This window comes from Telmatospirillum sp. J64-1 (assembly GCF_006980715.1).
Lineage (GTDB): Bacteria > Pseudomonadota > Alphaproteobacteria > Rhodospirillales > Magnetospirillaceae > Oleiliquidispirillum > Oleiliquidispirillum nitrogeniifigens.
The window spans coordinates 14831-37771 of sequence record NZ_SBHN01000017.1 but is presented as its reverse complement, the minus strand read 5'-3'; the positions used below and the strand labels follow the sequence as shown (position 1 = coordinate 37771).

The window sequence follows — 22941 nt, the reverse complement described above, 5'->3', positions numbered from 1 at the left end:
ATGAAAGGATGAAATCGTTCAATCACGATACTGGCGCGTATGCCTTCCTCGGCGTGCTCGTCGCCACAGTGTGGGCCATCCCGCTCGCTGTGCTTCTGCACCGCGACGCGCATGGAGGTCCGATGGAGTTACCCCGTTGCGACGAAGCGCGTTCTCTCGATCAGATTCGCGTCGCGCTCGAAGAGAAAAGCGGCAGCGTGGTTCTCGGTCTATACGCCGCATCGGAAGTCCGGAGCGGCGCCGGCCGCGATTACCGGCGCTGTACGGCAACCATCGTGACAAGCGACCGGGAAGCCCACATCGGGTTCACCATCGGTTGGCATGATCGCCGGAACAGCATCCCCTTCTGGGCGGGGGACGGACTGCCGTCGTCGCGGCAGGACGTGTCGAGCCATTGACACGCGCGACCATAGTAATTACATTGTTATTACATAGGAGGACATGGCAATGAAAGTGAACCTGGTTCCGATTGGCAATTCCAAGGGCGTTCGGATTCCAAGCTCGGTCATCAAGGAATGTGGCTTCGGCGAACAGATCGAGATGCGCGTTGAGCACGGCATTGTCGTGCTGGCACCCGCCCGCCGTACTCGCGATGGCTGGGATGGCGCGTTCGCGAAGATGGCTGCCGCCAAGGACGATGCCCTGCTTGTCCCCGACACGATCGATCATGATTGGGACAAGGAGGAATGGGAGTGGTAGCGGAAGTCCGGCGCTATGACGTGTATCTGGTGAACCTCGACCCCACCTTGGGCTCGGAGATCAAGAAGACCCGGCCTTGCCTGGTCATATCGCCGGACGAGATGAACCGGCACATCCGGACGATCATCATCGCTCCCATGACCTCCGTGCGGCGGGACTATCCGAGCCGCGTCGATGTCACCTTCCAGCGGAAGAAGGGACAAGTGGTTCTCGACCAGATACGGACAGTGGACAAGGCGCGCCTCGCCAAGCATCTCGGGCGCCTGCCGGAGCCGCGTTGTCGCGAGGTCGCCGACGTTCTTCAGCAGATGTTCGCCTACGAATAGCCTTCGTTCCATAATGACACCATCAAGGTACCAGTGTCCGGCCCTGAACGTGCTTTTTCCGATGGGAACCGGCTGGCCCATCAGCGACGCACGCTTTCCAGCACGCTGCCGAGGCTCCTGGCCTGTCGAACCGCCATACGGTCTCCACGACAGAGTGAAAGGGCAGGCTGACTTTGCTCATCGGTCGGAGCGTCAGCGTCCGCTCTGCCTCGTCACAGGTTTCCACGAGAATCTCGTCATCCCGGATCGGGAAATGCTGATGTAGAAGACAGATACCGAAGCGGTTGGCCATCCCGTGGCGGTCCAAAACGGCGCGAACCTCGTCGAGGCAAGCGCGAGGACAGACATTGTTCTTCCCCCTGTCATTCGAGAATTGGAGGCGGAGTGCATAAGACGATGTAGAAAACTAAGGAGATTATCTTGCCATGCAGTGTCTGGCAGACAAGTGGCGTCGGGCAGGTGCGGAGGAGGACCCCCTTCAATCGGCCAGGGATTTCAATCAAACAGCAGCCGAGCGTGAGATACGCGCCGGCGAGCACCTGACGCGAATGAGAGCCGAGGATGTGCCGCAAGGGATACAATCCTGCATGTCGCGCGGCGGCCGTATTCTCGGGCTTCCACTCGACAGTGCATTCCTCGGAACCCGCGCGCTATCGGAGTTTCTGGACTGGTGTGATAGCCAAGGCTTGGCCGTAGCTATCGAACCGGAAAGCCGGGACCAGGCACTGTTGCTCATCAGTCCAAAAGAATGCCGGTAAGCAGGCAAATGCAGGCCACCTAATCCCACGCCCGAGCCGGTCATGGCTGACGAAAACCCCAGCCTCGCTCCCCATACAGCGCGCAGATTGCGCCGATCAGCGCGTTGGCCTGCGACAAGCTGAATACCTCGGACTCGAAGCCGCCCGCCCAATCCACTATGTCCCGGTGTTCAGGGTGGTTGGGGTCGGCCAGCGCGTCCAGGAACTCCGGATAGCGATAGTCGCCGCCACAGTCCTCCGGCGGACATGCGCGCTCGCCGGCAATGCAGCGCGGTATGAATTGGCACGCGGAGGCGGGAGCGGCGACATCCTCGACCGTGACCAGGTGCTTCCAGTTGTCGCCGAAATCGTAGACGTAGAGGAACTCCATTCCCCTTGTGAGGATTCTCGCCAGCGTTTGCTTCCGCTCGTCCGCATAGCCATCCTCCGGCCCGATCCTGTCATCCTCCGGCACCTCGAAGCGCTTTCCGTCGATCTCGAACATGTGCAGGTGGTAGTCCTGCCAGCCCATGGCTCCTTGCAGGACCGCATGAAGCTCCCGCAGCGTCAGCGTGGCGGGGACGATGACGCGCCGCCAGATTTCCGGCTCGATGCCGATAATCTGAACCTTGAGCTGAAATGCCGTGTTCGCGGCGGGCCTTTTCTTGCTGGGCATGCGCCCCCCTACTCTCTTCCGACGGGCCGTCAGCGTCAATCCTGCCCGGTTCGGCGATTGATGTCCGCCTGTCGGGCCTGAATGGCCGGAGGCCATCGACTTTTGATGTATGCAAGCACAGCCCAGATTTCATTATCGGTCAGTGTATCCGCATAGGCCGGCATGTCGCTTTCGTAACCAGGCACCAAAGCGGCGACGCCCTCTTTCGTGATGCGAAACAGGACTTCGTCGGCGTGATGCCAAGTATGCCCAGTTTCATCGTGGGGTGGAGCAGGCAATCGGCCGTCGGGCCGCCGGCTCTGCCAGTCCCGCTGGCCTTCCAGATTCGTTCCGTGACAGGCGGCACAATGTTCGCGATAGACTCGTTCGCCCAGCGCAATCGCTTGAGGGTCTGTTGGATCGGCCCGGCCAGGTGGTGACCGCTGGCCAATACCACCAAGGAAAACCGTCGCGACCACCGCAGTGACGGTTGCCACTATCCCGATGAGAATTGCGGTGCGCTTCACGGTGCCCCGAGCCGACGCCAGCTCCGGCCCCCATCATCGCTGGTCAGCAGCTCGTTGTTCTGTGTCGATGCAAACTGGCGCGCCGGATTCACGGGATCGACAGCGAAGTGCAGCAGGTATCTATCCCCGAAATCGTTGCTCAAGGTTTGCCAGTTGAAGGACGGCTCCTCCGCGCGAAGTAGGCCGCTGCCGAGCATGAACGCATAGATTGCTCCGTCTGTTGCCACTTCGACCATACTGACCGGACGACGCAAGAGGTGCGCAGGCTGCCATCCATGCCCGCCGTCCTCGCTGACCAGAAGCCCTTGCTGTGTCGCGGCGTAGAGTCTCGCGGCGACGGTTGAAGATGCGGCGAGGTCGATCAAGCCGTCCGGCACCGGCCCAACAAGGCTCCAACTGCGTCCGCCGTCGCGACTTGTCTGAAGCCCGCCATGAACGCCGTAGATCACGTTCGGATCGGCTTTGCTCACGTCCATCTGATGGAAATCGACTGGTCCTCCGACTCCCGGCGACATTATCGTCCAGTTCCTCCCGGCATCCGTGGACGCGACGAAGCCGAGGTTTCCACCGCGCGCCGGATGCCCGCTCGCATAGAACTTCGTCGCGTCGGTCGGATGCGACGTGAAGCCCATGAAGTCATCCTGTCGCTCGGACACACGCTCGACTGTTGCGGTATCGAGGCGCAGCGCGTGCAAGCCGTGATGGGTGGCGATGAGAAGACGCCCGCTTTCGGCGCGATCGACCGCAAGACCGTGAATGTGCGTCGACCGCAACAGCTCGGTCAGGGGCACACCCGGTTGCGCATGCGCGGCGGCCGTCGTGAGGAACAGGCCGGCAACCATGGTCACGATGGCAGGGGCATATTTCAGATCTTGAAAATTCATGATGCTTCTCTCCGCGGTGCCGCCCACCAGAAGGCGAGAATCGGCAGCACGATCCATTGGGCGATGGGCGAGAGACCGGCGTCGATCACAGGTATGACCGGCATCAGGTCGCGATAGGCCCAGGCTTCCCGGACCTCGATGTTCAGCCACTCGCTGAAGACGGTGTAGCCCAGACCGACTACAATGGTGACAAGAGCTACACGTAGGTAGTCAGCCTCTGGCCATCGGCTGCTGCCGAACAGAAACAGCGTGGCGAGGAGTGCGCTCATCGCGATCAGTATGTCTCCGCCAGTACAGTGAATGGCGGCAAACACGATTTCGCCCGGGGCGCCGGTTTCCCACAGCGTGTAGAGCGGCATATGGGCGAACTCCCAGACGAGACTGCCGAGGGCCATGAGAACCAGGTAACGCCTCATGGTCGAAAGCCAGTTGGCTTGTCCGGCGGAATACGGAGCGCCCATGCCAACCGTCATCCGTCGATGCGGAACGGGATGATGGCTCTCCCGTCTTGGGTTTCGATCTGAAGCTCCCAAAGGCCCGGCATCGGTAGAAGGCCGGAAGCGGTGAATCCCCCCCCATCGCCACGTGACAGGGCAGGGACGAGCGGTGACATGGCATGCTCCGGCATGACCAGGACGAGCGAGACTGGCTTTTCGGCTCGACCCTCACCACCGGAGTCGCCTATCCGGAACGTCGCCCGGAATCGGCGATCCGCCGTCACCTCCAGCCGACCATTCGCACTCCCACGTCCCAGGTCGATGCTGAACGCGAGGGGTGCTGACGCCGATACGACGGGCGTCCCCTCACGAACCAGAAACGGAATGCTCATCAGCCCGAGCGCCAGTCCGAGAAACAGCGCCAACAGGACGATCGGCAGGGCTCGGCCTCGCATCCGGCAGCACGCCTATTCGGTGATTTGCCGGAACAGGCCCGGATAGCGGTTGAAGGCCAGCTTCTGCACCAGCGAGCCATCCACGGTAACGATCTCGGCCGTGATGCTTCCGTCGGCAGCGCTCGCGATCTCACCGAGTTTGAGGCGCGGATTGCCGTGCTGTTCCAGGCGTTGCTCCAGAAATGTGCGTACACGCTCAGGCGTCATTTCTTCGGCATTGCCGTGGGGCATCCCATAGAGCATCGCGGCTCCCATCATGGATTGCATGTCCATCCCCGAGCGCGCGCCCATCATCTGCATCATCGGGCACATCATCATGCCGCCGGCCATCGGCATCTGACCCGTCATGCCCTGGCCCATGCCGCCTTCCGGCATGCCGCGGCCCTGCATTCCGCCCATCATGCGCTGCATCATCTGCATCATCTCGGGCGTCATCATGCCCATGCCGGGCATGCCGCCTTGCATGCCTGCGGGCGGCGGCACGTCTCCTGTCGGCGCAGCGGGGGCAGCCTGGGTTTCCGCCGGATGGTGCGCGTCGTGATCCTGGCTGCCGGTTTGTGCAACGGCGGCCGTTGCCGTGCCGACGAACAACAGGCTGGCGAACAGAATGGATAGGGTTGGGTTGGTTTTCATGGCTCGTACTCCTGGTTGGGATGAGAAGCTTTGGGGTTGTGCAGTCATGGCGCTCCGCCAGTCGACAGGCTGCCCAAGCGCGGCAGAAACGCAGGTACGCTTCTGGCGTAGTGCCGGTATGCCTCGCCGAAGGCCGCTTCGACCTCGCGTTCCTCACGCTTGGCGAGGCGCCAGTACATGACGAGCAGGACCGGCAGCATCAGGCCGGTGACCAGCGTCGGCCATTGCAGGAAGAAGCCGATCATGATCAGCGCGAACCCGGCGTACTGGGGGTGGCGAAGACGCGCATAGGGACCTGTGGTCGCCAGTCTCCCTTCGCGCTGCGCTTCATGCAGCACCCGCCAGGCGGTCGCGATGAGGATGAAGCCGCCGCCGATGAAGACGAAGCTGAGCAGATGGAAGGGCGACCAATGGGGATCCATCGACCAGCCGAAGATCGCGGGCCAGAGATGGCCGGCATCGTGGGACATGGGATCCAGTGCCGGAAACCGGGTGCCGAGCCAGCCGGCGAGCAGGTAGAGTGTCAGCGGAAAGCCGTACATCTCAACGAAGAGCGCCACGATAAAGGCGGAGAAAGCGCCCAATGTTCGCCAGTCGCGTGCCGTCTTCGGTTTGAAGAAGCTGAAGGCGAACAGGATAAAAATCCCGGCGTTGACCGCCACCAGAAGCCACAGGCCATAGGCGGGAAGATCACCGTTCATGGCGCCCCCCGCCGTGTCCACCGTGGCCCCGATGCATGAAGAAGTGCATGCCGAGGCAGATGGCCAGTGGGAGCAGAAGCGGCAGGGCGCCGAGGATATGGGCGCGATGTTCGATCCAGAGCAAGACCCCGGCGACGGCCAGGAACACGCAGAGCGCAAATCCCGCCGGTGTGTTCAGAAACGGCCGCTTGCGGACTTCGTTCTGGTTCGAATCTCGGTGCGAATGATCGTGCGTCATGGTTTGTGGACCTCCAGCCTGGTGCGCTTCAGCAGCAGCGAGTTGCCGATGACCGAGAGCGAGCTCGCGGTCATGGCGACCACGCCGATCATCGGGTGCAGCAGCCCGAGCGCGGCGATCGGGATCGCGGCGACGTTGTAGAACCAGGCCCAGAAAAGGTTCTGGACGATCTTCGAGAATGTCGCCTTGGAGAGACGAATGGCTTCGACGGCTTTGGTAAGCTCACCCTTAACGAGGGTCACGTCGGCCGCCTCGATGGCGACATCGGCACCGGCGCCGATAGCAATGCCGACATTGGCCTGCTTCAACGCGGGAGCATCGTTAATCCCATCGCCGACCATCGCCACCCTGTCGCCGTAACGCGATTGGAGTTCGCGGATCGCTGCGACCTTGCCTTCGGGCAGCACGCCCGCCTGCACCTCGTCGATGCCGACTTGGGAGGCGACATGCCTCGCCGTGCGCTCGTTGTCGCCGGTGATCATGACGACATGGATGCCAAGTTCGTGCATCGCCGCGATGGCGGCCCTGGAGTCTTCCTTGATCGTGTCGGCGACTGCCACCAGGCCCGCAGCGCGGTCGCCGATGGCGACCAGCATGGCGGTCTTGCCCGTGGTTTCGAGCTGCGTCAGCCGTTCGTCGAGGTCTCCAAGCTCTATCCCAGCCTCGTTCAGAAGCCGCCGGCTGCCGACCCGGACATGGCGGCCATCGACTTTCCCCTCGACACCGCGAGCGGTGATTGCCTTGAACTCGGTAACTTCGGGGACGTCCAGCCCGCGTTCGCGCGCGCCGGTAACGATGGCCTGACCGAGGGGGTGTTCCGACCCGGCTTCGACGGACGCCGCCGCCCGCAGGACTTCCGCCTCGTCGAACCCTTCCATGGCCGAGACATCGGTGAGCGACGGCTTCCCCTTGGTGATGGTGCCGGTCTTATCCAGCACCACGGCCTTGATGTCCTTCAGGGTCTGGATGGCTTCACCGGAACGGATCAGCACGCCGCGCTCAGCGCCAAGCCCACTGCCCACCATGATCGCGGTCGGCGTCGCGAGTCCGAGGGCACACGGGCACGCGATCACGAGCACGGCCACCGAAGCCAGGACGCCGACAAGGAGTGGCGTCAGCTCGGGGTTGACCCAGGGAAGGAAGGTCGCTCCCCAGAGCAGGATCGGGCGAAGGCTCTCACCGAAGGCAAGCCATATTGCCAGACTGGCGAGGCTGATCAGAATGACGGCGGGGACGAAGTAGCCGGTGATGCGGTCGGCGAATTCTTGGATGGGTACCTTGGAGCCCTGCGCTTCTTCGACAAGTCGGATGACCTGCGACAGGAACGTGTCGGCACCGACTTTCGTCGCGCGCACCCTGAGCAGCCCCTCCTTGTTGATGGTCGCCCCAATGACGGCGTCGCCTGGTCCTTTCTCGACCGGCACGGACTCGCCGGTGGCGATGGATTCGTCCAGATGGCTGTTGCCCTCGACGATCTCGCCATCGGTCGGCACCTTCGCGCCGGGGCGCACCACCATGATGTCGCCGGCCTGGAGCTCGGAAACGGGCACCTCGACTTCCTGACCGTCGCGCAGCACCGAGGCGGTCTTGGCACCCATGGTGATCAGTCGCTTGATCGCCTGGCTGGCCCGACCTTTGGCGCGGGTCTCCAGATAGCGGCCGAGCAGATGAAACGTCATGATCGTGGCCGCCATCTCGATGAACGAGGTCATCGGATAGACGAAGCCGACCAAGCCGATGAAATACGGCGGCAGACTGCCCATCGAGATGAGCACGTCCATGTTGGCCGTGCGGTTGGTCAGCGAGCGCCATGCTGAGCGGTGCGTTGCAAAACCGCCGTAAAGGAACACGACGGGGAAGGCGAGGACGGCGACGATCGCCAGATAGCCCGGGATCGGCTGCCAGAACATGTGCGGTCCCATGATCAACATGATCAGGGTCGTCGGCACCGCCGCGATCCACAGCCGTTTCCAGGCCGTCGCGAGGTACCGCTCCTCGACGTCGTCGGCCACCGGCGCCCTCGCCGAGCTGCGGCCTTCCTCGACCGCCTCCACGTCATAGCCCGCTCGCTCGATGGCTGCCTTTATGGCGGCTGCATCGGTGCTGGTGGAATCGAATTGCACGGTGACCCGATGGTTACCGATATTGGTTCCCACATCGGCGATACCGGGAAGTCGCCTGATCGAACCGGACACGAGGCCCGCACAGTGATCGCTCCCCATGCCGGGGACAGTGAGGCGAACGACATGCACACCTTGGGCTTCGTCGCTCTCCGCCCGGGCGACATCGTAGCCGGCCTTTTCGACGGCGGTCTTGAGGCCGTCGAGATCGAGCCGCCCAGGATCGAACACCACATCGACGCGATGATTGGCGATGTTCGTGCGGATGTTCGCTACGCCCTCAAGGCGCCTGAGTGAGGTGGAAACCAAACCGGCGCAATGGTCGCTCCCCATGCCTGGGACGATAAGGTGCGCGGCGCTTACGGTGGCTTTTCCTGCGGCCTCTCGTGTGCGTCTGTCGTTCATGGCTCTTTCCTCGATGTTCTGTTTTCCTGCCGGTCGATCACCAGGACCCACGCGACGACGAGAGGGCACGCAATCAGGAACAGGAAAGCGACCACGGTCCAAAGGCCAATCCCGAAAAGCCAGAGGATGGCGACGCCGGCCATCAGCCCGACGATTGGGCAAATCCAGAGCAGATGACTTCGCGTCAGGCGGAAGAATCCCCTCTCAGTTTGTGACGTCTTTGTCATGCGCTTTGCTTTCCATGGTTTAATTCTGCGCCGAACTTCAGACGCGAAGCGCTCCGGTCATTCACGCTGGAGGCGCCCGCTCCGAGACGGTAGCCGCTATACCCATCTGCGGGCCGCCTGCCGCGCCACGAACGGATAGAAGCGGTCCAGCGGAGTACGAGAATCAGCAACACGAGCAGAGTAAACGGCCACTGCAGAGGGTTGGTGGGAGGCGTCGGGCGGTGAAAGTCCAGAAAATGCATGAACAGGAAATACGCGGTATGGGCCACGACAAGCACCCAGAGGACATAAGCGCCTCGCTGCACGAACTTCCACACTGGCCCGCCAAGGAAACGCAAGGCGCGGTCATTGGACGTGACGACGAGGATGAGGCCGTAGCCGAGCGCCAGGACGCCGACGAGGTTTGCCAGCCCGAAGCCGTGCTGCACCATCACGTAATGTCCAAGACCGGGATGGAACTCGAAGCCGACCAGCCGTGCCAGGTCCCATTCAACCCAGCCATCCAGGATGATGGCGGTGTGAATGAACGCCAGTAGCACCGCGTGGACGCCCAGTTCCCGCCGAAACGGCAAGAGGCGTCCCCATGCCGGCCACAGCTTTGCCAGCGGCCCCAGTGCCATGGTCATCGACAACATTACGATGGAGGCGTCGGCGGTAGCCCTGTTCCAGCGATGCATCGGGCTCCACTGTTGATGGACCAGCCCGAACAGAGCGACCAGCAGGACAGCGGCAAGAATGATCAGAACATGCCGCATCGCCGTGTTTTTCACCAAAATTTTCGGCAATCGCGATCTGCCGCGACCACTGCCTCGCGGGCGAGCAAGCTCAGGTACGTTTTCATCCATTGTCGTTTCTCATCATTCTATGTCTGTCGGCAGTTCTGGCATTGACCGGTGGTTGCTCTTAGGATGTCTACGAAACTGCTGCCAACATCGCCCGCACCCCGCAGCTACCGAGAACAAGACGAACCGCCGCTGCGGCCTTCCGCCCCCGTTTCTATGTGTCGTATTCGACCGTGGTCATCATGCCGCCCGCCATGTGATAGAGGTGGTGGCAGTGCAGCGCCCACTTACCGGGGTTTGTCGCGTCAAAGGCGATGGTGACGCTGCCCCTCGCGGGCACGAGCACGGTATCGCGCACCGCGCCTGCGAAGCGTTCGCCGTTTATCGCCACCACCTGGAAATGATGCCCGTGCAGGTGCATCGGGTGGGCCATGGTGGTCTGGTCGTTGAACGTGATCTCGACCCGCTCGCCCGCGCGCACGTCCAGAGGGGCGTGATCGCCATGAGAAGCGCCGTTCAGCATCCAGATGTAGCCCGGCGCCTCGGTGATGGTCACAGTGTGACGACGGTCTGCCTCCTGCAGCGCCAAGGGCTGCGTGGCTCGTAACCTCCGTTCGAGAGCAAGCCCGACCGCTTGGACCGGCTCCGCGGCATCGCCGGCGACCCTTTCGACGGTGCCACGTGGCGTTGCCAGAATGAATCCCGTGCGCGCCCGTTCGCCTTCCCGTACGGCGAAGACGGGCCACGTCCCTTCGCCCGCCGGCAGGTCGAGGAGAATGTCGAGCCTCTGCGCGATTGCGAATTCGAATCGCCGCCCGGTGACCGGGGCAACCGGCATCCCGTCGACCGCTACCAGGCGGCCTTCGAGACGGCCCAGGTCCAACCAGAAATTGGTTGCCGTCGCGCCGTTGATCAGGCGCAGGCGGACACGGCCGCCGCGTTCGACGCGGAACACCTCCGGGTCGTCCAGGGTCCGGTCGTTGGCGAGAAAGGCGTCGTAGTCCACGTCGTGCAGGTGCACCATGCCCGCGCCCATGGCGCCATGGTCCATGCCGCCATGGCCGGCTCCGTGATCCATGCCGCGCATGGGCATCACGGTTTCCATCATGCGGCGCAGCAGGCCAGGCCGGTGTTCGGCAGCTACGTGTCCGGCGCCGCCATGGCCGCCGCCCCTGAGCCCTGCGAGAATCTCGTCGGGGTCCCGGAAGGTGAAATCGTGGAACAGGACCACGACATCTTGGATGTCGGTACCTGCCTCGGCCGGGTCGCGGACGATCAGTGGCGCTGCCATCAGGCGCTGCTCCTGAAGCCCGTGGTGCGAATGCATCCAGTTGGTACCGGGCCGGTCCAGCGGGAAGTCGTAATCGTAAGCCGCGCCGGGGGCGAGCGGCGGCTGCGAAAGTTGCGGCACGCCATCCTGCTGCCAGGGTGGCGTGAGCCCATGCCAATGGATGAGCGTTTCTTCGTCGAGCCGGTTCTCAAGCCGGACCCGGAACCGCTGACCAGCTTCTGTAACGAGGCCATGGGTGCCGTCGGGCTGGGTAAGGCCGAAGACGGTGGCCGCGCGCCCGTTCACCTCTATGACTCGGGTATCCACCCGGATCGTCGAAGCGGAGGCTGCCAGGGCGGCACGGGTCGGGAACAGCAGTGACGGCGCGGCGACGAGTGCACTTGTCGCGGCAACTGACGCCAGAAACTGGCGACGGGATGTATATTGCATAAGGTAGCAACCTCCTTAACGTGACGGGCGGACCGGCTAGGCGCAGCCAGACAGCGCTTTCAGCGCGCTTCAGACGAAGCGCACCGCATCAGACGTTCAGGAGATTCGTGGAGGGCGAAACAGGGCCGAAGCAATACGGCCAGACTGGACGGCCTCTACCGCCCACTGAGCCGTGCCAGTCTTCGAGACACGCGTTGCGGCGGGGTTGCTCACGGGCACGCACAGGAAGCACCCGCTGGTCATACCGCAATTCGCAGCATGCGGCTGGCCGCGGTGATCAGGGCAGCAAGGTTCATCGCCTGCGTCATCACCAACCCAACCGAGCTCGTGAGTGTGCCCCGGTGACGGTACGTCGTGACTGGCAACTGCGAAATGCGAGAACCCGGTAACGAGCAGGGCGAAAGTGAGCAAAAAGGCAAGCCAACGCCGGGAGCCCGGCACCCCGAGGGGCGAACCCGCTTTGCGTTGAAATGTCCTTGCCTGCTTCACGGACTACCTAGCCGGTTGGTGACAGGGAAATAGAACTCATATGCAATATAGGGACGGAGTGAACGTCGTGCCATTGATCTCGATCAAGTCGAGTGCCCAAACCGCCAGCGCAGCGCCACAATTCAGAATCCTGCCCAATTCTCATATATGCTACCGAAAATACGATAGAAGCGACGTCGTGTCACTTGTCGAACAAACTCAGGTCGAGCCCGAACGCCCGGCCTCGTTCGCGTTTGCGCTCCCGCTCAAGACGCTTCTCCTTCGCCACGCGCCAGGCGCGATGGAGCTGCTCCCGCCGCTCGTCCGACAGACGGCTGCGCTCTATGGCCTTCTCGGTGACGCGCGACAGCGCCCGCGCCCGCGCCTTGATCTTCTCTAGCATGGTGTCCCGCAGCACCTGCGGGCTGCCGGCAATCTGCTGTAGCATCTCGTAATCGCGGATGGCCTGCTTCACCCGCCGTCGCGCCTGCTCGATTTCCGAGCGTGTATGCTCCAGCCGGTTCCTGGCGTCACGCCACCGGCGGCGACGCTCGATGATGTAGCGGTAGTAGCGCCTGGCCTCCTTTCGGTCGGCCGTCCGCGTGTCGCCCAATCGCGTGCCGCGCACGGCACCGAGGATGAAGGGGTCCTTCTCGATCATGCGCTCGGCGTCGCGGATGCCGAACTTCTCCTCTAGGTCATCCCATAGCGTGCGGGCCTTGGCAGCATCGCGGTAGACCTTGCCGAGGATGTCGTCGAGGCTGCGGCTGCGCTTCTGAAGCCATGACTGGTCGCGGGGCACCTGCTTCTCGGCGAAGGATTGCTGACGCTCGGCATAGCGCACCTTGCCGGCGGCCGACCGGTAGGACGCCTCGATCTGGCTCCAGTAGCGGAAGTCCATGTCGGCCTCGTCGAACCGACGCACCGCCGCCTCGGCCGGATCACGGTCGGGCTCCTCGGCGAACATGCCCTCGACCGTGCGCCGCTCGGGCGGCGCCATGCCCGACGTGTCGGGTGTCGGTTCTTCCTTGCCCCGCTCCCGCTGCGCCACGCGCGCGGCCTGACGCGCCATGTGGTCGTCGAAGCTCTCCGCGAAGCGTTCCTCCAGGGCATGGAAGCGTACGCCCTTGCCCATATCGGAGAGCTTGGCGAAGCGCTCCCCGTCGGTGAGGATCAGCCCCTGCCCCTTGCGCTCCAGGGTGACGCCCTTGTCGGCCAGCCGCTGGGCCAGGTCATCCCAATCGCGGGCGCGGATGAAGTCGTCCTTCAGGCGGCGACGCAGGTCGGCAATGTCGTCCTTGGCGAAGGGGATCTGCGCCTCGCGCTGCTCCCGCCGCGCCTGCCAGTATTCGGCGTCGGAGACGGTGGGGCCGAAGTCCTCCACCACGTCCCGGCCAAGCTGTCGCTCGTACTCGCGGTTGCGCAGGATGTTGAGGCCGTGCTCCTGCGCCAGCTCCTGCACGATGCCGGTCAGGCGCCGTCCGTCCTGATGCCGGTCGTAGGCGACGTGCTTCTCGGGATGCACACGGTTGACCAGAAAATGCAGGTGGGGGTGGTCGGTGTCGCGGTGGCTGTAGACGAGGAGCTGATGCTCCGTCAGCCCCATCCGCTCGATGACCTGCTGCGCCACCTTCCGCTTGACCTCCGGCGTCACCTTCCCCGCCGCCGCGTCCTTCGGGTCGAAGGTGATCATGAAGTGATAGGCCGGCTGCTTGCAGCGCACCGACTTGGCCGCCGTCGCGTCCATGACGGCCGCGGCCGCGCGCGGGTCGTCAGTGAAGAGGTTGCGCGTTTCGACGAACTCCACCCGGTCGGGGGAGAGCCCCTTGATCTGGCCGGCGAGATAGAGTGCCGAGCCCCGGAAGCTCTCCGGCTGACGGGCGGGCACCTTAAAGCGCATCAGCTCCCTCCGGGCCGTCGGGCTTGCCGTCCGGCTCCCGCCCCTTCGGTCCCTTGGCGACGGCCTTGTGGATCGGGGCCAGCACGTCCTTCAGGATGGTGAGCGCCTCGTCGCGCTCCGCGTCGTCGATGTCCTTCCCCGAGTTGGCACGGCGGGCGAGGCTGTTGATCAGGTGGCCGATGCCGTTGACGGCCTCGACGTGGTGCATGAGGACCGGCGCCAGGTCGGCACGGTCGGTCAGGCGCTCGACCATCTCCTTTCCGACATAGACCGCCCACGGCCGGTAGGTCTCATCCCCCGTGGCGGCTTCGAGCTGGGCGAGGTTATTGGCGATTCGCCCCAGTTCGTAGAACACGTCCTCGATGGCCTTCGCCTTCGCCGGCTTGGCCCTGGGCTTGCGGCCCATCGCTGTCTCGCGGACATAGTCGGCGAAGGTGACGCCGGCCTCGACGGCGCGCTGCTGGATGGCACGCTGCTCGGCGCGGGTCAGGCGGATGCGGGCGACGACGTCGCGGCGGTCCTCGGGGGCTTTGGGTCTGCGTCCTGCCATGCCGGTGCCTCCCCGTTCAACAGTCCCGAAAGGGGAGCATCAGGGTGCCGTGACTCTCCCTCCCTTGAGGCCGCAGGGCCGAATGGCGAGGCAAGATGGCGACGCTTGAGACCCCGCCAGGGGGTCGAATGCGGGGCCTGTTGGGCGAATAATAATGCCGTCGGTCGTCCCCGTCAGGGGCGAGCGGAGGGGCCGGCCGCAGGCCGCCCGTCAGGTATTTTTGTAGACCAACATCCATCTTGCCTCCCCCCTGTGACACGAAAACCCTCCCCCACTTATGGGGTCGGTCCACAGGGTGGAGTGGATTCGGACTGACAGGTCAGACACTTAATGCCAACGATGGACAACGCGATACTAACCGCAATCGCCCTTCTCCACAAGCCACAACACCTGCCAACGGCCACCAACAACATCCGCCGCCGGAACGCGGCACAGCGCAAGCGGGCGGTCGGCGGCGCGACAGCGCCGTCTCGGCCGCCCGAAAGTGCCGGCGGATAGGCATGCGAGGAGCCCCGCCGTCAGGCCGGCGGGGCTGATGCAACGGAGCGCGGCGGCTGTCAGTAGCCCCAGTCAGGCAGCATCAGGGCGGCGCTTATCGGGTGGACGTTGATGTCGTACCAGAAGCGCACGCCCGACTTCACGTCGCCGTTGGGCATCCGGTCGAAGTACTCGACGAATGCAATGTTTACGAACTCGACGTACTGGTCGAAGGTCAGGCTGCGGACGAGATCAAGGGTGGTTGGGTGGCTCATGGTCGGTCTCCTCTTGGGGTTTCTTGGGCCGCACCGCGCGGCCTTCGTGGCCAAGATGAGGCAGCGGCGCAGGAGCGTGCCGCACCCGGAGGGCCGCAGCGCAGCGGAGGACGGCAAGGCCCGTCTTTCTTGGAGCGCAGCGACCGCGAGGAAGGCGCCGCAGGCGCCGGGGAAGAAAGTCGGGCACGAGCCGTTGCGGTGGGCGACGCCGATGCCAGATTGGCCGCAGTCGAAGGCCCGTGCTGGTGTGGCTGCTGTTTTCCCAAGAGGAGAGCGGACGTGGGCGACTGACGCCCCTCGGCCGGGCTGAGCTTCCGGCGGTATGGCGGAACGTCGAAGGCATTTCGCCGCCGCCTCGGCCGGTGCTCCGGAGCTGCCGGTCGGTGCCGTCTCGGCTCGGTCACTGTCCAGGCGGATAGTGCCGCGCCTGTGCCTGTCAGGCGGCGATTGCCGACCGCGCTCATAAGCCCCTGCATATGAATCACTCGGAGACGACGGCATGACGGACTTCACGGCGGCAACCTTGCTTAGGCGCATCGAGGAGCATGCGCCCCAAGGGGCAGCGGAAGTGTTCGCCGTCTGGAAGGGTGCCTGTAGCGACGGCTGGACAAGCGATGCATTTGCCGACGCGCTGGAACAGCTCATCAACCTCGACTACGTCGAAGTTGTCGGTGACCGCGTGGTGCTCAAAGACCCTCAGATCGCCGTTGCACCCCAGCGGCAGCAGTGACCGCGCGGGACATGACGAAGCCCCGCCGGGATACCCGACGGGGCTAGGTGCGCGGTCGCGGCTGGGTCAGGCGGCCAGCGGCCGACCCTGGTGATGCCGCAGGTCCATCAGGGCGATGGCGCAGCCGATCGGGCTCAGGCCTTGGTCGTAGGCGCGGACGATGTCGGCGTACTGGTCTTCGTCGATGTCGTCGCCGGTCTCCAGCAGGTAGTTGTCCTCGACCTCGATAACGTACTCGTCCCAGGTCAGGTCCAGAAAGCTGTCGGTGGTGTTCAGTCGGTTCATGGTCTTTCCTCCTTCGTTGCCTGGCCGCGACCGCGGCCTTCCATGGGCGACGAAAGGCGGCGGCAGAGGCGACCAGCCGCACCCGCAGGGCCGCAGCGCAGCGGAGGACGGCGAGGCCCGTCTTTCTTGGAGCGAAGCGACCGCGAGGAAGGTGCCGCAGGCACCGGGGAAGAAAGTCGGGCACGAGCCGTTGCGGCGGACGCCGCCGGCGCCACGTTCGCCCAGGTCAGGAAGGCCCGCCGGTCACGGCCAGAGGAAGGATGGAAAGGCCCCGGCTGAACACGCCGGCTGTCTCGCAAACTGACATGCCGGACGGCGGCGTCGAAGGCACGGCAACATCCGAGCAAGGCGACGATCAGTGGGGAGCCAGGTGTCCCTATCGGCCCGCGCACCGAGGCTGAGTCGGTGCATGTACTTTCCGGCCTGTTCGGCGGTGGCTCATGGCGTCCGTCAGCCAACCCACCCCAGCACGACAAAAGCCGCCCGTCGCCGGGCGGCTTCGTCGATGGTGCCAGAGGCTCACCACCACGATGTGTAGAACACCGTCTTCCCTTCGGCGATGGCCGCACGGGCCTTCGCGATGAAGGCGAGGTCGTCGTCACGTTCGCTGCCGTCGCTCGACCCGAAGAAGAAGCCTTCGGTGAAGGGCAGTGCGTTCGCCTCGATGTCGGCCTCCAGCCGGTCGAGGTCGTCGGTCGTCAACGCGACGTTGACGCAATTGAAGTCGATGTCGTGGCCGCCCTTGGCGTAGTAGAGATTCTCCATCCAGCCGTGCAGGTTGGGGTGCTTCCGCCAGTAGGCGAGCTCAGTGGCGGTCTTGGCGGTGAAGTCCACTTCGGCCTCGACGGGTTCGGCGGTGGTGAAGGCGTACATATCCAGTCCCATGATGATCTCCTTTCGGTCGTTGGTTGCGCGTCCTGACGGACGCGGCCGAAAGGGCGGGCGGCATGAGCCGCCGCCGTCCTGACCAACACGGGCGGGCCAGCCCGCTGGCGCGGGCAGGTCATGGACGGCAAGGCGCCGCCTGCTACGAACGCGAACATCCGAAGGACGGCAACGGGCCGGAAGGGATCGGGACTGGATGTGTGCGCCCCCGCCGAAGCACGGCGACCAGGAGCACAAAAAGCCCCCGACGGCGAACCGACGGGGGCAGTTGGTGGACGCCTCAATCGAGGCGGATTTCAAGCTGGCCGTCGCCAGCCCACGGGCGTTCGGTGACGAGGTAGCCCATCCGGTTGACGAAATGGCAGCCGGACAGAAGGTAGAGGCCGTCGTCGTCATCGCTGCTGACGAGCGTCCAGATGCAGGCCGGGTCGGCCGCACTAACGGCATCGAGTTCGGGGCCGAAGGTCTCGAACATCAGGCCGTCGAAGGGCGCATACTTGCGGATGGTGTTGCGGACGGGGCGATAGGCAGCCAGCCAGTCGTCGTAGCTGAGCGCAGGCGCGGGCGGCGTCGGTTCGGGGTTGGCCACCTCGCGGGCGACCTCCTGAAGGGCGAGCTTGAAGCCGCTCGCGATGCCGTCGGCCTCCTTCCACGCATCCCAGTCGTCGGAATCGTCGGTGTCCTCGGCAGTCGCGAGGCGGCGGTCGGCGTCCTCGGAGAGGCGCGCGCCCTCGGCGTGCAGGCGTTGCATGTGGATGTCGGTCAAAGTGATCATGATGAAATCGTCCATTCGTTAAATCGTTAAACTATGCGGAGGCAGCGCCGCCCGCCGTGTGGCGGGCGGCGTCGCCTGCGGTCAGCGGCTCCAGATGAGGGCGAAGCCCTTGTCCTGCTGCTCGACCAGGTTGGCGTAGATGGGAGCGACGAAGCTCGGGTCGTCCAGTTTGACCGAGATGTACTCGTTGCCACCCTTGCTGGTGCGGTGCCAGGCCGCGCCGATCTCGACGGTGCCCGCCTTGACGCGGAAGTCGGGGGCGGAGTCGTTGGTCTTCTCGACGCCGGTGATCGCGACCTTGGTGGCCTTGAGGCCGAGGGTCTGGATGGTGCCGGTGAAGCCGCTGTCGGTCTTGGTGAAGGTGCCGATGGTTGCCATGATGAAAGTCTCCTTGCGTTTGGTTCTGGCGGTCGCGCCCATCGCGACCTTTCCATGGCCCATGAGAGAGACCGTCGAAGCACGGCCCCGCACCCCAAGAGGCGCGGAGGGGCGAAGCCCCGACCGGGACACGAAGCGGGCGAAGCGAAGCGGCAGACGGCAAGCGGGCTGTTTCTTGATGCGCGAGGAAGGCCGCAGGCCGGGGAAGAAACTGACCGTGCGCCGTTGCGGGGACGGGCGACGGGCTCAGATGTGGCCATGACAGGAAAGGACGCAGATGGGTGGCTGACCGATCCAAACAGGTAGGAAGCTCAGCTTGGCGACCTCGGCGCCCCTTCACCCGACGTGCGGCGCGGCGGCATCAGATCCCGCTGGCCGATGTCGGCCAGTCGCGTTCATCGGTGATGTCGAGAAGTCCATCCGCCCCCATCACAAAGCCAAGGCGGCAGGCGAGAAAACGGCGCACGCCGCACCTGCATCGGCACGGCGTGCGCGGGAGCATGGTCAGCGGGAGCCCGGCCCGCTTCGGACTGCCTTCACAAGCCAGCCGACGAGCATCAGGACATAGAACAGCCCCACAGCCGCGAAAGGGCCGACGAACAGCACGGCTATGAAGGCGTCGGCACTGCCGGTGCTGGTACTGACGAAAGCGGCCAGGACGATGACCGCGATGGTGACGATGATGGGCATGATGGCGTCCTCCTATTCGTCTGTCGGGTTCGCGGCGTCCTGCTCGGCGTCTACCCACACGACGGTGAGCTTCTGGCCGACCGCGTCGGCCAAGGCGTTCAGATGCAGGCGACAGGCGATGTCGTCGAAGGCGGTGGTCGGCTTGACCAGCATGAGTTCCGTCGGCACACGGCCGAGTTTCTCGGCGTGCAGCCAGTAGCGGCCGGTCAGCTCCTTGAGCCGTTCCGCCAGCGCCACGGCAACGGGATTATTGGGGTCGGGGTTGGCAAGCGCCGCGAGAATGGCGGCGCGGTCGTTTCGGTCGAAGCTCATCGTCGTTGCGACTTCCATCTTGGTTTTCTTCTTCAGGCTTATGAGGGACAGCGAAAGCGCGGCGCATGTCCGCTCAGGCCGCATCGATGGGACGCACCGACCAGCCGCCGATGTCGTTGCCGTGAACCGCGATGACCTTCGCCGCACAATCCGCCGCCGTGCGCCCCCAGATCGGCAGCGAGATGCGGCGGGAATCGTGATGTCCCGCCATGTCGTGCCAAGGCCGCAGCGCGGTGGTACGCGCCAGCGAGGGGCTGACCTCGCCATAGAAGTTCAGGGTGCCGTCGAAACGGCCCCGCTCGTCCCGGCCAGGCCGGAACACACCAACGCCGCCGTCATGGCTGACGGCCATGAGCAGCGCGTCAACCGCATCAAGCCCCGTGGCCTCTATGTCGCCGTCGCGATTCAGAACATCGTATGTCGTCATGGGTGGGTTGCCTCCCGTTTCGATTGTTGTTGGCCGCCCCTTATGGAAGGCGGCGAAAGCCCTGTCGGGGTGTGACCCGACAGGGCAGCCGTGCGCGGCTACGCCGCCGCCTCGGTGAGGTCGCCCTCGTCGGCCTCGATGTCGGACAGGTCGGCATCGTCGTCCTGCCCGTCCGCCTCGATGTCCTCGGCCTCCGGCTCGGCGGGCGCATCCGCCGTCACGGCGGGGAACAGCATGGCTCCCGGCAGCCAGTTCCGCCCCCGCTCCCGCATGGCGGCGGGCAAGGTCGCGTCGTCCTCGGCGCAACGCTGGAAGTGGTTGGCCAGCGCAGCGGCCAGCTTGCCCTTGGCGTAGTCTTTGAGCTTGCCGAGGCGCGACACCGCCCCGCTCTCGCGGGCGATGGCCTCCAAGTGCTCCTTGCGGCGACGATAGAGGAAGTCCTCGTCGGGCACCCATCGGTCACGCATATCCACGTCCAAATCCACGGCAACCTGATTGAACAGGCTGTCGGTGGTATCGAGCGCCTCCATGCTTTCCTGCCCGAAGGCCAGCGCGGTCAGCAGCAGGTGCAACTGCTCAAGCTCGCTGTCAGACAATTCTTTCACCGCCGCGTAAAGCTGCTCGGCGCTCTTGTCGTCGCCTAACAGCACATCCCACGCGCCACGGCTGGGGCGGGCGTAGGCATGGCGCTTGCCGCCCTCCAGGCCCAGCGCGGTGACGAACTCCTGCGCCGTCCGTTCCACGGCGCTGTAGCTGACGGGCGGCTTGTCGCTGGTGGCGAAGAACGCCAGCGCGGGATGGGCATCGACCGCAATCCGCCCGTGATAGCGGATACCGCGCATCATCTGGATGACGGCCACTTCCTTGGCCTTGCGGGCATCGGCCAGCAAGGCTTCCATCACGGCCATGCTCTTGTGAGCGGCAACCATCCGCACCACAGGCCCCGTATATTCGGGCTGCGGCTTGGGTGCTGCGGGCGCTGCCGCCGTTTCCTCGGCAACGCTCGGACGCACGTCGCGGCGGGCAAGCCCTTCGCGCACCTCGACACGGCCAGACGGCTTGAAGTGGATGACCACGCCGCCCGCTTCGCCGTCCTCGGTGTTGGCCTCGCGGTACTGCCACCATGGGGCATAGCCCTCGGTCAGCACCTCGACGAACGCCGCACCCGCTTCACGGTGATGCGCGGCCAGCGCCTCGACCGCTTGCGACTGCAAGCGGAAGAACTGCTCGGCATCGTCAAAGAAGGTGTTGTCGTCGTCGGCGAACAGGTCGGCGGTGACGGTGCCCTCGTACTGTTCCATCGGAAAAATGGCTAGCGACACGGCGGGCTTTTCGCCCGTCAGCATCCCGCGCACATCGTCGGCATCGTAGTGATACCCCTGCTCCAGCCGCTCGACGAGGGCGCGTTGCTGCTCATGGGTAGCCAGTGTCAGGGCTTCCGCCACCGACAGGGAAAACTCACCCTCCCGCACCAAGGCTTTCGCCTCGTCGCACAGCGAGGCCAGCGCCACGCGGCGCTTGACGGTCAGCACCGACACGCCCGCCTTGGCGGCCACGTCCTCAAGGCTGGCACCCTCGCCCAACAGGGCGGCAAAGGCTTCCGCCTCGTCCATAGGGGCAAGCTGCTCCCGCTGGATGTTCTCGACGGTGGCCAGCCGCAGCGCGTCGGCCTCCGACAGGCCACCGCGTACCTCCACGGGCACGGGATGGTCTTTGCCGATGTCGCCGCGCTCGGCCAAGAGCAACAGGGCGCGATAGCGGCGTTCGCCCGACACGATGCGGAACTTCCGCCCGTCCTTGCGAACCACAAGGTTTTGCAGAAGGCCGTCGGCCTTGATGGAGGCTGCCAGCCCGTCGAGGGCGGCGGCGTCCATGCTGCGGCGGGGGTTGTTGCCGTCAGCGACAGCCAGCTTGTTCAGGGGGATGGTCTGGATGGTCATGGGTTTCGTCCTTTCGTGATTTCGTCAATTCGTGCCCGCCCCGTCACCGAAGCGGGCGGGTTGGTCAGGCGGTGGTGATGGCGCTTTCGGCTGGCACGGCAGGTGCCGCCGCCATGCGGTAGATGAGGCGGGTGCCCCACTCGTCGCCGTGGTCGATGACCAGCGTTTGCGGGTCGGGGAAACGGCAAAGACGGGCGGACGGGAAGTCCAGCCACGTCTTGCCGCCGCCCCTATCGGGCATGGTGAACCACACCCCGTTGGTCTGGACGTGAGCGACGGTGCGGCGCTGGACGCCGCAATCGCGCTCGTTGTCGATGTACTGGAACGTCCAGCAGGGATGCGCCAGCAGGGCGCGTTTGAAATCGGCAAGGCATTTCATGGTCTGCCCTCCCGACTACGCGACGATACGGCCAGCAAGCCGCGCCTCGGCGGCATAGGCCGTCAGGCTCTTGGTCGGCTTGAAGTGCTGGTCGCGCTCGATGGTCAGGCCACCGGGACCACGGATGGCGGCAATTTCCGACAGGCTGACGCTGCCGAGTTCGGGGCTGCCCATGCCCAAATCACACAAGCCGAAGGCAATATCCGGCGCGTCCGGGTCGAGTTCGGACAGCAGCCACGTCGCCGCGCCCCATGGGCAGAACAGCTTCACCACAGGCCAGAAATTATGGGTGTCGCCGTCCTCGCTTATGCGCTCGGCGTTCTCCCGCCCGTTCCTCAACATGCGGGCGCGTTGCTCGTCGGTCAGCAGCGCGGCAGCGCTGCCAAGGGTCGTCGTCGTGTCGTTCATTCGCTCAATCCTCCGTGCAGTCGTTACAGGCAGCACAGAGCACACACGCCCCGCGCCTGAACCTCTGCCCAGCGGCGAGCGACGACAGAAGAACCAGTGATGATCAGTGAGCGCGGTCGGCCTGGCGGCGTCGCGCCGACATCCGACGGGCTCCAAGAGAGCCGCCCCGAAGGGGTGCAATCCGGCCAACACGGGAGGGCAGCTTGCTGCCCGAACGGAACGGGCAGGCCGGACGGCGACCTTGGGCAAGCCCGGCGGGGTCGGCACAAGCTGGCCAGAGAGGTTCCGCGCGCAGCGCGAAGAACGAAATCAACGTCGGCCCAAAGGGCCGTCCTTCGCCGCCGCACAGGGTAGCGTGAGCGCGGGTCCCGGTGCGGCGGCTTCGGGGGCGTTGCGGGGGACTGCCCCCGCTCGAAGGGGTGTCCGGAAAACGCCGCAGGCGGTTGCAGGCAGGGGAATTCTTTCCCCACACCAAAACTTGCGTTATTATTCTACTTGTTCGCCGCAACGATAATA

General features: G+C 64.7%; 29 protein-coding genes. 5 read left to right on the top strand and 24 right to left on the bottom strand.

Annotation, left to right across the window (positions count from 1 at the left end):
* Positions 1–8 precede the first annotated feature (8 nt).
* Genes EPD66_RS15980 through EPD66_RS15970 form a run of 3 tightly spaced genes read left to right on the top strand, consistent with a single transcriptional unit; the run spans position 9 to position 1025 of the window.
* Positions 9–398 carry a hypothetical protein gene (locus EPD66_RS15980; RefSeq protein ID WP_142849519.1) on the top strand — a complete coding sequence of 130 codons (390 nt, stop codon included), beginning with the start codon at positions 9–11 and terminating at the stop codon, positions 396–398.
* A 49-nt stretch (positions 399–447) separates the two neighbouring features.
* On the top strand, positions 448–699 hold the full coding sequence (locus tag EPD66_RS15975; protein ID WP_142849518.1) for an AbrB/MazE/SpoVT family DNA-binding domain-containing protein: 252 nt from the start codon (positions 448–450) through the stop codon (positions 697–699).
* Positions 693–1025, top strand: coding sequence for a type II toxin-antitoxin system PemK/MazF family toxin (locus tag EPD66_RS15970; RefSeq protein ID WP_221930999.1), 333 nt, complete (start codon positions 693–695; stop codon positions 1023–1025). Before EPD66_RS15975 ends, EPD66_RS15970 begins: the two co-directional genes overlap by 7 nt.
* A gap of 798 nt (positions 1026–1823) precedes the next feature.
* Here EPD66_RS15970 and EPD66_RS15965 read toward each other — a convergent pair.
* Genes EPD66_RS15965 through EPD66_RS15950 form a run of 4 tightly spaced genes read right to left on the bottom strand, consistent with a single transcriptional unit; the run spans position 1824 to position 4289 of the window.
* Positions 1824–2438 carry a plasmid pRiA4b ORF-3 family protein gene (locus EPD66_RS15965; protein ID WP_142849516.1) on the bottom strand — a complete coding sequence of 205 codons (615 nt, stop codon included), beginning with the start codon at positions 2436–2438 and terminating at the stop codon, positions 1824–1826.
* 35 nt (positions 2439–2473) lie between these two features.
* Positions 2474–2944: a c-type cytochrome gene (locus EPD66_RS15960; protein WP_142849515.1), complete on the bottom strand. Its 471-nt coding sequence runs from the start codon at positions 2942–2944 to the stop codon at positions 2474–2476.
* Positions 2941–3828, bottom strand: a complete 888-nt coding sequence (locus EPD66_RS15955) for an exo-alpha-sialidase (RefSeq protein WP_142849514.1) — start codon at positions 3826–3828, stop codon at positions 2941–2943. The genes EPD66_RS15960 and EPD66_RS15955 overlap by 4 nt, the downstream gene beginning before the upstream one ends.
* The gene (locus EPD66_RS15950) at positions 3825–4289 is read right to left on the bottom strand and encodes a hypothetical protein (RefSeq protein ID WP_255448539.1); all 465 of its coding nucleotides are present in this window, start codon (positions 4287–4289) and stop codon (positions 3825–3827) included. Before EPD66_RS15950 ends, EPD66_RS15955 begins: the two co-directional genes overlap by 4 nt.
* Positions 4290–4444: 155 nt before the next feature.
* Between EPD66_RS15950 and EPD66_RS24105 the strand changes: the two genes are divergently transcribed.
* Positions 4445–4609 carry a hypothetical protein gene (locus EPD66_RS24105; protein ID WP_185961454.1) on the top strand — a complete coding sequence of 55 codons (165 nt, stop codon included), beginning with the start codon at positions 4445–4447 and terminating at the stop codon, positions 4607–4609.
* A 123-nt stretch (positions 4610–4732) separates the two neighbouring features.
* On the opposite strand, the gene EPD66_RS15945 is transcribed toward EPD66_RS24105, so the two are convergent.
* The 10 genes from EPD66_RS15945 to EPD66_RS15900 all read right to left on the bottom strand — a co-directional run bounded on the left by EPD66_RS15945 (position 4733) and on the right by EPD66_RS15900 (position 15216).
* Positions 4733–5401, bottom strand: coding sequence for a hypothetical protein (locus tag EPD66_RS15945; protein WP_142849512.1), 669 nt, complete (start codon positions 5399–5401; stop codon positions 4733–4735).
* Positions 5398–6054 carry an isoprenylcysteine carboxylmethyltransferase family protein gene (locus EPD66_RS15940; protein ID WP_142849511.1) on the bottom strand — a complete coding sequence of 219 codons (657 nt, stop codon included), beginning with the start codon at positions 6052–6054 and terminating at the stop codon, positions 5398–5400. Before EPD66_RS15940 ends, EPD66_RS15945 begins: the two co-directional genes overlap by 4 nt.
* Positions 6044–6292: a DUF2933 domain-containing protein gene (locus tag EPD66_RS15935; protein ID WP_142849510.1), complete on the bottom strand. Its 249-nt coding sequence runs from the start codon at positions 6290–6292 to the stop codon at positions 6044–6046. The genes EPD66_RS15940 and EPD66_RS15935 overlap by 11 nt, the downstream gene beginning before the upstream one ends.
* Positions 6289–8817, bottom strand: a complete 2529-nt coding sequence (locus tag EPD66_RS15930; RefSeq protein ID WP_142849509.1) for a heavy metal translocating P-type ATPase — start codon at positions 8815–8817, stop codon at positions 6289–6291. The genes EPD66_RS15935 and EPD66_RS15930 overlap by 4 nt, the downstream gene beginning before the upstream one ends.
* Positions 8814–9044 (bottom strand): hypothetical protein, encoded by a 231-nt coding sequence (locus EPD66_RS15925; protein ID WP_142849508.1) that lies wholly within the window; start codon positions 9042–9044, stop codon positions 8814–8816. Before EPD66_RS15925 ends, EPD66_RS15930 begins: the two co-directional genes overlap by 4 nt.
* Positions 9041–9889 carry a ferric reductase-like transmembrane domain-containing protein gene (locus EPD66_RS15920; protein WP_221930998.1) on the bottom strand — a complete coding sequence of 283 codons (849 nt, stop codon included), beginning with the start codon at positions 9887–9889 and terminating at the stop codon, positions 9041–9043. The genes EPD66_RS15925 and EPD66_RS15920 overlap by 4 nt, the downstream gene beginning before the upstream one ends.
* A 151-nt stretch (positions 9890–10040) precedes the next feature.
* Entirely contained in the window at positions 10041–11546 is a 1506-nt protein-coding gene (locus tag EPD66_RS15915) for a multicopper oxidase family protein (protein ID WP_142849507.1), read from the bottom strand.
* A gap of 670 nt (positions 11547–12216) precedes the next feature.
* The gene (locus tag EPD66_RS15910; RefSeq protein ID WP_142849506.1) at positions 12217–13914 is read right to left on the bottom strand and encodes a relaxase/mobilization nuclease domain-containing protein; all 1698 of its coding nucleotides are present in this window, start codon (positions 13912–13914) and stop codon (positions 12217–12219) included.
* Complete coding sequence (locus tag EPD66_RS15905; protein WP_142849505.1) at positions 13904–14464, bottom strand: hypothetical protein; 561 nt, start codon at positions 14462–14464, stop codon at positions 13904–13906. Before EPD66_RS15905 ends, EPD66_RS15910 begins: the two co-directional genes overlap by 11 nt.
* A 557-nt stretch (positions 14465–15021) precedes the next feature.
* Entirely contained in the window at positions 15022–15216 is a 195-nt protein-coding gene (locus EPD66_RS15900; protein WP_058898873.1) for a hypothetical protein, read from the bottom strand.
* 499 nt (positions 15217–15715) lie between these two features.
* Between EPD66_RS15900 and EPD66_RS15890 the strand changes: the two genes are divergently transcribed.
* Positions 15716–15946, top strand: a complete 231-nt coding sequence (locus EPD66_RS15890; protein WP_058898871.1) for a hypothetical protein — start codon at positions 15716–15718, stop codon at positions 15944–15946.
* Positions 15947–16012: 66 nt separating this feature from the next.
* Here EPD66_RS15890 and EPD66_RS15885 read toward each other — a convergent pair whose 3' ends face one another.
* From EPD66_RS15885 to EPD66_RS15840, 10 genes are all read right to left on the bottom strand, one after another.
* Positions 16013–16231, bottom strand: a complete 219-nt coding sequence (locus EPD66_RS15885; protein ID WP_058898870.1) for a hypothetical protein — start codon at positions 16229–16231, stop codon at positions 16013–16015.
* Positions 16232–16750: 519 nt separating this feature from the next.
* Complete coding sequence (locus tag EPD66_RS15880) at positions 16751–17116, bottom strand: phosphoglycerate kinase (RefSeq protein ID WP_142849503.1); 366 nt, start codon at positions 17114–17116, stop codon at positions 16751–16753.
* 280 nt (positions 17117–17396) lie between these two features.
* Positions 17397–17906, bottom strand: coding sequence for a hypothetical protein (locus EPD66_RS15875; protein ID WP_142849502.1), 510 nt, complete (start codon positions 17904–17906; stop codon positions 17397–17399).
* Positions 17907–17972: 66 nt separating this feature from the next.
* Positions 17973–18269, bottom strand: coding sequence for a DUF736 domain-containing protein (locus tag EPD66_RS15870; protein ID WP_058898867.1), 297 nt, complete (start codon positions 18267–18269; stop codon positions 17973–17975).
* A 504-nt stretch (positions 18270–18773) separates the two neighbouring features.
* Positions 18774–18959 (bottom strand): hypothetical protein, encoded by a 186-nt coding sequence (locus tag EPD66_RS15865; RefSeq protein WP_142849501.1) that lies wholly within the window; start codon positions 18957–18959, stop codon positions 18774–18776.
* A 12-nt stretch (positions 18960–18971) separates the two neighbouring features.
* Positions 18972–19289: a hypothetical protein gene (locus tag EPD66_RS15860; protein WP_142849500.1), complete on the bottom strand. Its 318-nt coding sequence runs from the start codon at positions 19287–19289 to the stop codon at positions 18972–18974.
* 55 nt (positions 19290–19344) lie between these two features.
* A complete protein-coding gene (locus EPD66_RS15855; RefSeq protein WP_142849499.1) occupies positions 19345–19698 on the bottom strand; it encodes a hypothetical protein in 354 nt (117 codons plus the stop codon).
* Positions 19699–19796: 98 nt separating this feature from the next.
* Positions 19797–21638 (bottom strand): ParB/RepB/Spo0J family partition protein, encoded by a 1842-nt coding sequence (locus EPD66_RS15850; RefSeq protein ID WP_142849498.1) that lies wholly within the window; start codon positions 21636–21638, stop codon positions 19797–19799.
* Between the two features lie 64 nt (positions 21639–21702).
* Positions 21703–22017 (bottom strand): hypothetical protein, encoded by a 315-nt coding sequence (locus tag EPD66_RS15845; protein WP_058898862.1) that lies wholly within the window; start codon positions 22015–22017, stop codon positions 21703–21705.
* 15 nt (positions 22018–22032) lie between these two features.
* Complete coding sequence (locus EPD66_RS15840) at positions 22033–22425, bottom strand: DUF2958 domain-containing protein (RefSeq protein WP_142849497.1); 393 nt, start codon at positions 22423–22425, stop codon at positions 22033–22035.
* Positions 22426–22941: the final 516 nt, after the last annotated feature.

Coding starts and splice junctions, on each gene's coding strand:
- EPD66_RS15980 (WP_142849519.1), top strand. CDS start 9: ATGAAATCGTTCAATCACGATACTGGCGCGTATGCCTTCCTCGGCGTG.
- EPD66_RS15975 (WP_142849518.1), top strand. CDS start 448: ATGAAAGTGAACCTGGTTCCGATTGGCAATTCCAAGGGCGTTCGGATT.
- EPD66_RS15965 (WP_142849516.1), bottom strand. CDS start 2,438: ATGCCCAGCAAGAAAAGGCCCGCCGCGAACACGGCATTTCAGCTCAAG.
- EPD66_RS15955 (WP_142849514.1), bottom strand. CDS start 3,828: ATGAATTTTCAAGATCTGAAATATGCCCCTGCCATCGTGACCATGGTT.
- EPD66_RS15950 (WP_255448539.1), bottom strand. CDS start 4,289: ATGGGCGCTCCGTATTCCGCCGGACAAGCCAACTGGCTTTCGACCATG.
- EPD66_RS24105 (WP_185961454.1), top strand. CDS start 4,445: ATGCTCCGGCATGACCAGGACGAGCGAGACTGGCTTTTCGGCTCGACC.
- EPD66_RS15945 (WP_142849512.1), bottom strand. CDS start 5,401: ATGACTGCACAACCCCAAAGCTTCTCATCCCAACCAGGAGTACGAGCC.
- EPD66_RS15940 (WP_142849511.1), bottom strand. CDS start 6,054: ATGAACGGTGATCTTCCCGCCTATGGCCTGTGGCTTCTGGTGGCGGTC.
- EPD66_RS15935 (WP_142849510.1), bottom strand. CDS start 6,292: ATGACGCACGATCATTCGCACCGAGATTCGAACCAGAACGAAGTCCGC.
- EPD66_RS15930 (WP_142849509.1), bottom strand. CDS start 8,817: ATGAACGACAGACGCACACGAGAGGCCGCAGGAAAAGCCACCGTAAGC.
- EPD66_RS15925 (WP_142849508.1), bottom strand. CDS start 9,044: ATGACAAAGACGTCACAAACTGAGAGGGGATTCTTCCGCCTGACGCGA.
- EPD66_RS15920 (WP_221930998.1), bottom strand. CDS start 9,889: ATGGATGAAAACGTACCTGAGCTTGCTCGCCCGCGAGGCAGTGGTCGC.
- EPD66_RS15915 (WP_142849507.1), bottom strand. CDS start 11,546: ATGCAATATACATCCCGTCGCCAGTTTCTGGCGTCAGTTGCCGCGACA.
- EPD66_RS15910 (WP_142849506.1), bottom strand. CDS start 13,914: ATGCGCTTTAAGGTGCCCGCCCGTCAGCCGGAGAGCTTCCGGGGCTCG.
- EPD66_RS15905 (WP_142849505.1), bottom strand. CDS start 14,464: ATGGCAGGACGCAGACCCAAAGCCCCCGAGGACCGCCGCGACGTCGTC.
- EPD66_RS15900 (WP_058898873.1), bottom strand. CDS start 15,216: ATGAGCCACCCAACCACCCTTGATCTCGTCCGCAGCCTGACCTTCGAC.
- EPD66_RS15890 (WP_058898871.1), top strand. CDS start 15,716: ATGACGGACTTCACGGCGGCAACCTTGCTTAGGCGCATCGAGGAGCAT.
- EPD66_RS15885 (WP_058898870.1), bottom strand. CDS start 16,231: ATGAACCGACTGAACACCACCGACAGCTTTCTGGACCTGACCTGGGAC.
- EPD66_RS15880 (WP_142849503.1), bottom strand. CDS start 17,116: ATGGGACTGGATATGTACGCCTTCACCACCGCCGAACCCGTCGAGGCC.
- EPD66_RS15875 (WP_142849502.1), bottom strand. CDS start 17,906: ATGGACGATTTCATCATGATCACTTTGACCGACATCCACATGCAACGC.
- EPD66_RS15870 (WP_058898867.1), bottom strand. CDS start 18,269: ATGGCAACCATCGGCACCTTCACCAAGACCGACAGCGGCTTCACCGGC.
- EPD66_RS15865 (WP_142849501.1), bottom strand. CDS start 18,959: ATGCCCATCATCGTCACCATCGCGGTCATCGTCCTGGCCGCTTTCGTC.
- EPD66_RS15860 (WP_142849500.1), bottom strand. CDS start 19,289: ATGGAAGTCGCAACGACGATGAGCTTCGACCGAAACGACCGCGCCGCC.
- EPD66_RS15855 (WP_142849499.1), bottom strand. CDS start 19,698: ATGACGACATACGATGTTCTGAATCGCGACGGCGACATAGAGGCCACG.
- EPD66_RS15850 (WP_142849498.1), bottom strand. CDS start 21,638: ATGACCATCCAGACCATCCCCCTGAACAAGCTGGCTGTCGCTGACGGC.
- EPD66_RS15845 (WP_058898862.1), bottom strand. CDS start 22,017: ATGAAATGCCTTGCCGATTTCAAACGCGCCCTGCTGGCGCATCCCTGC.
- EPD66_RS15840 (WP_142849497.1), bottom strand. CDS start 22,425: ATGAACGACACGACGACGACCCTTGGCAGCGCTGCCGCGCTGCTGACC.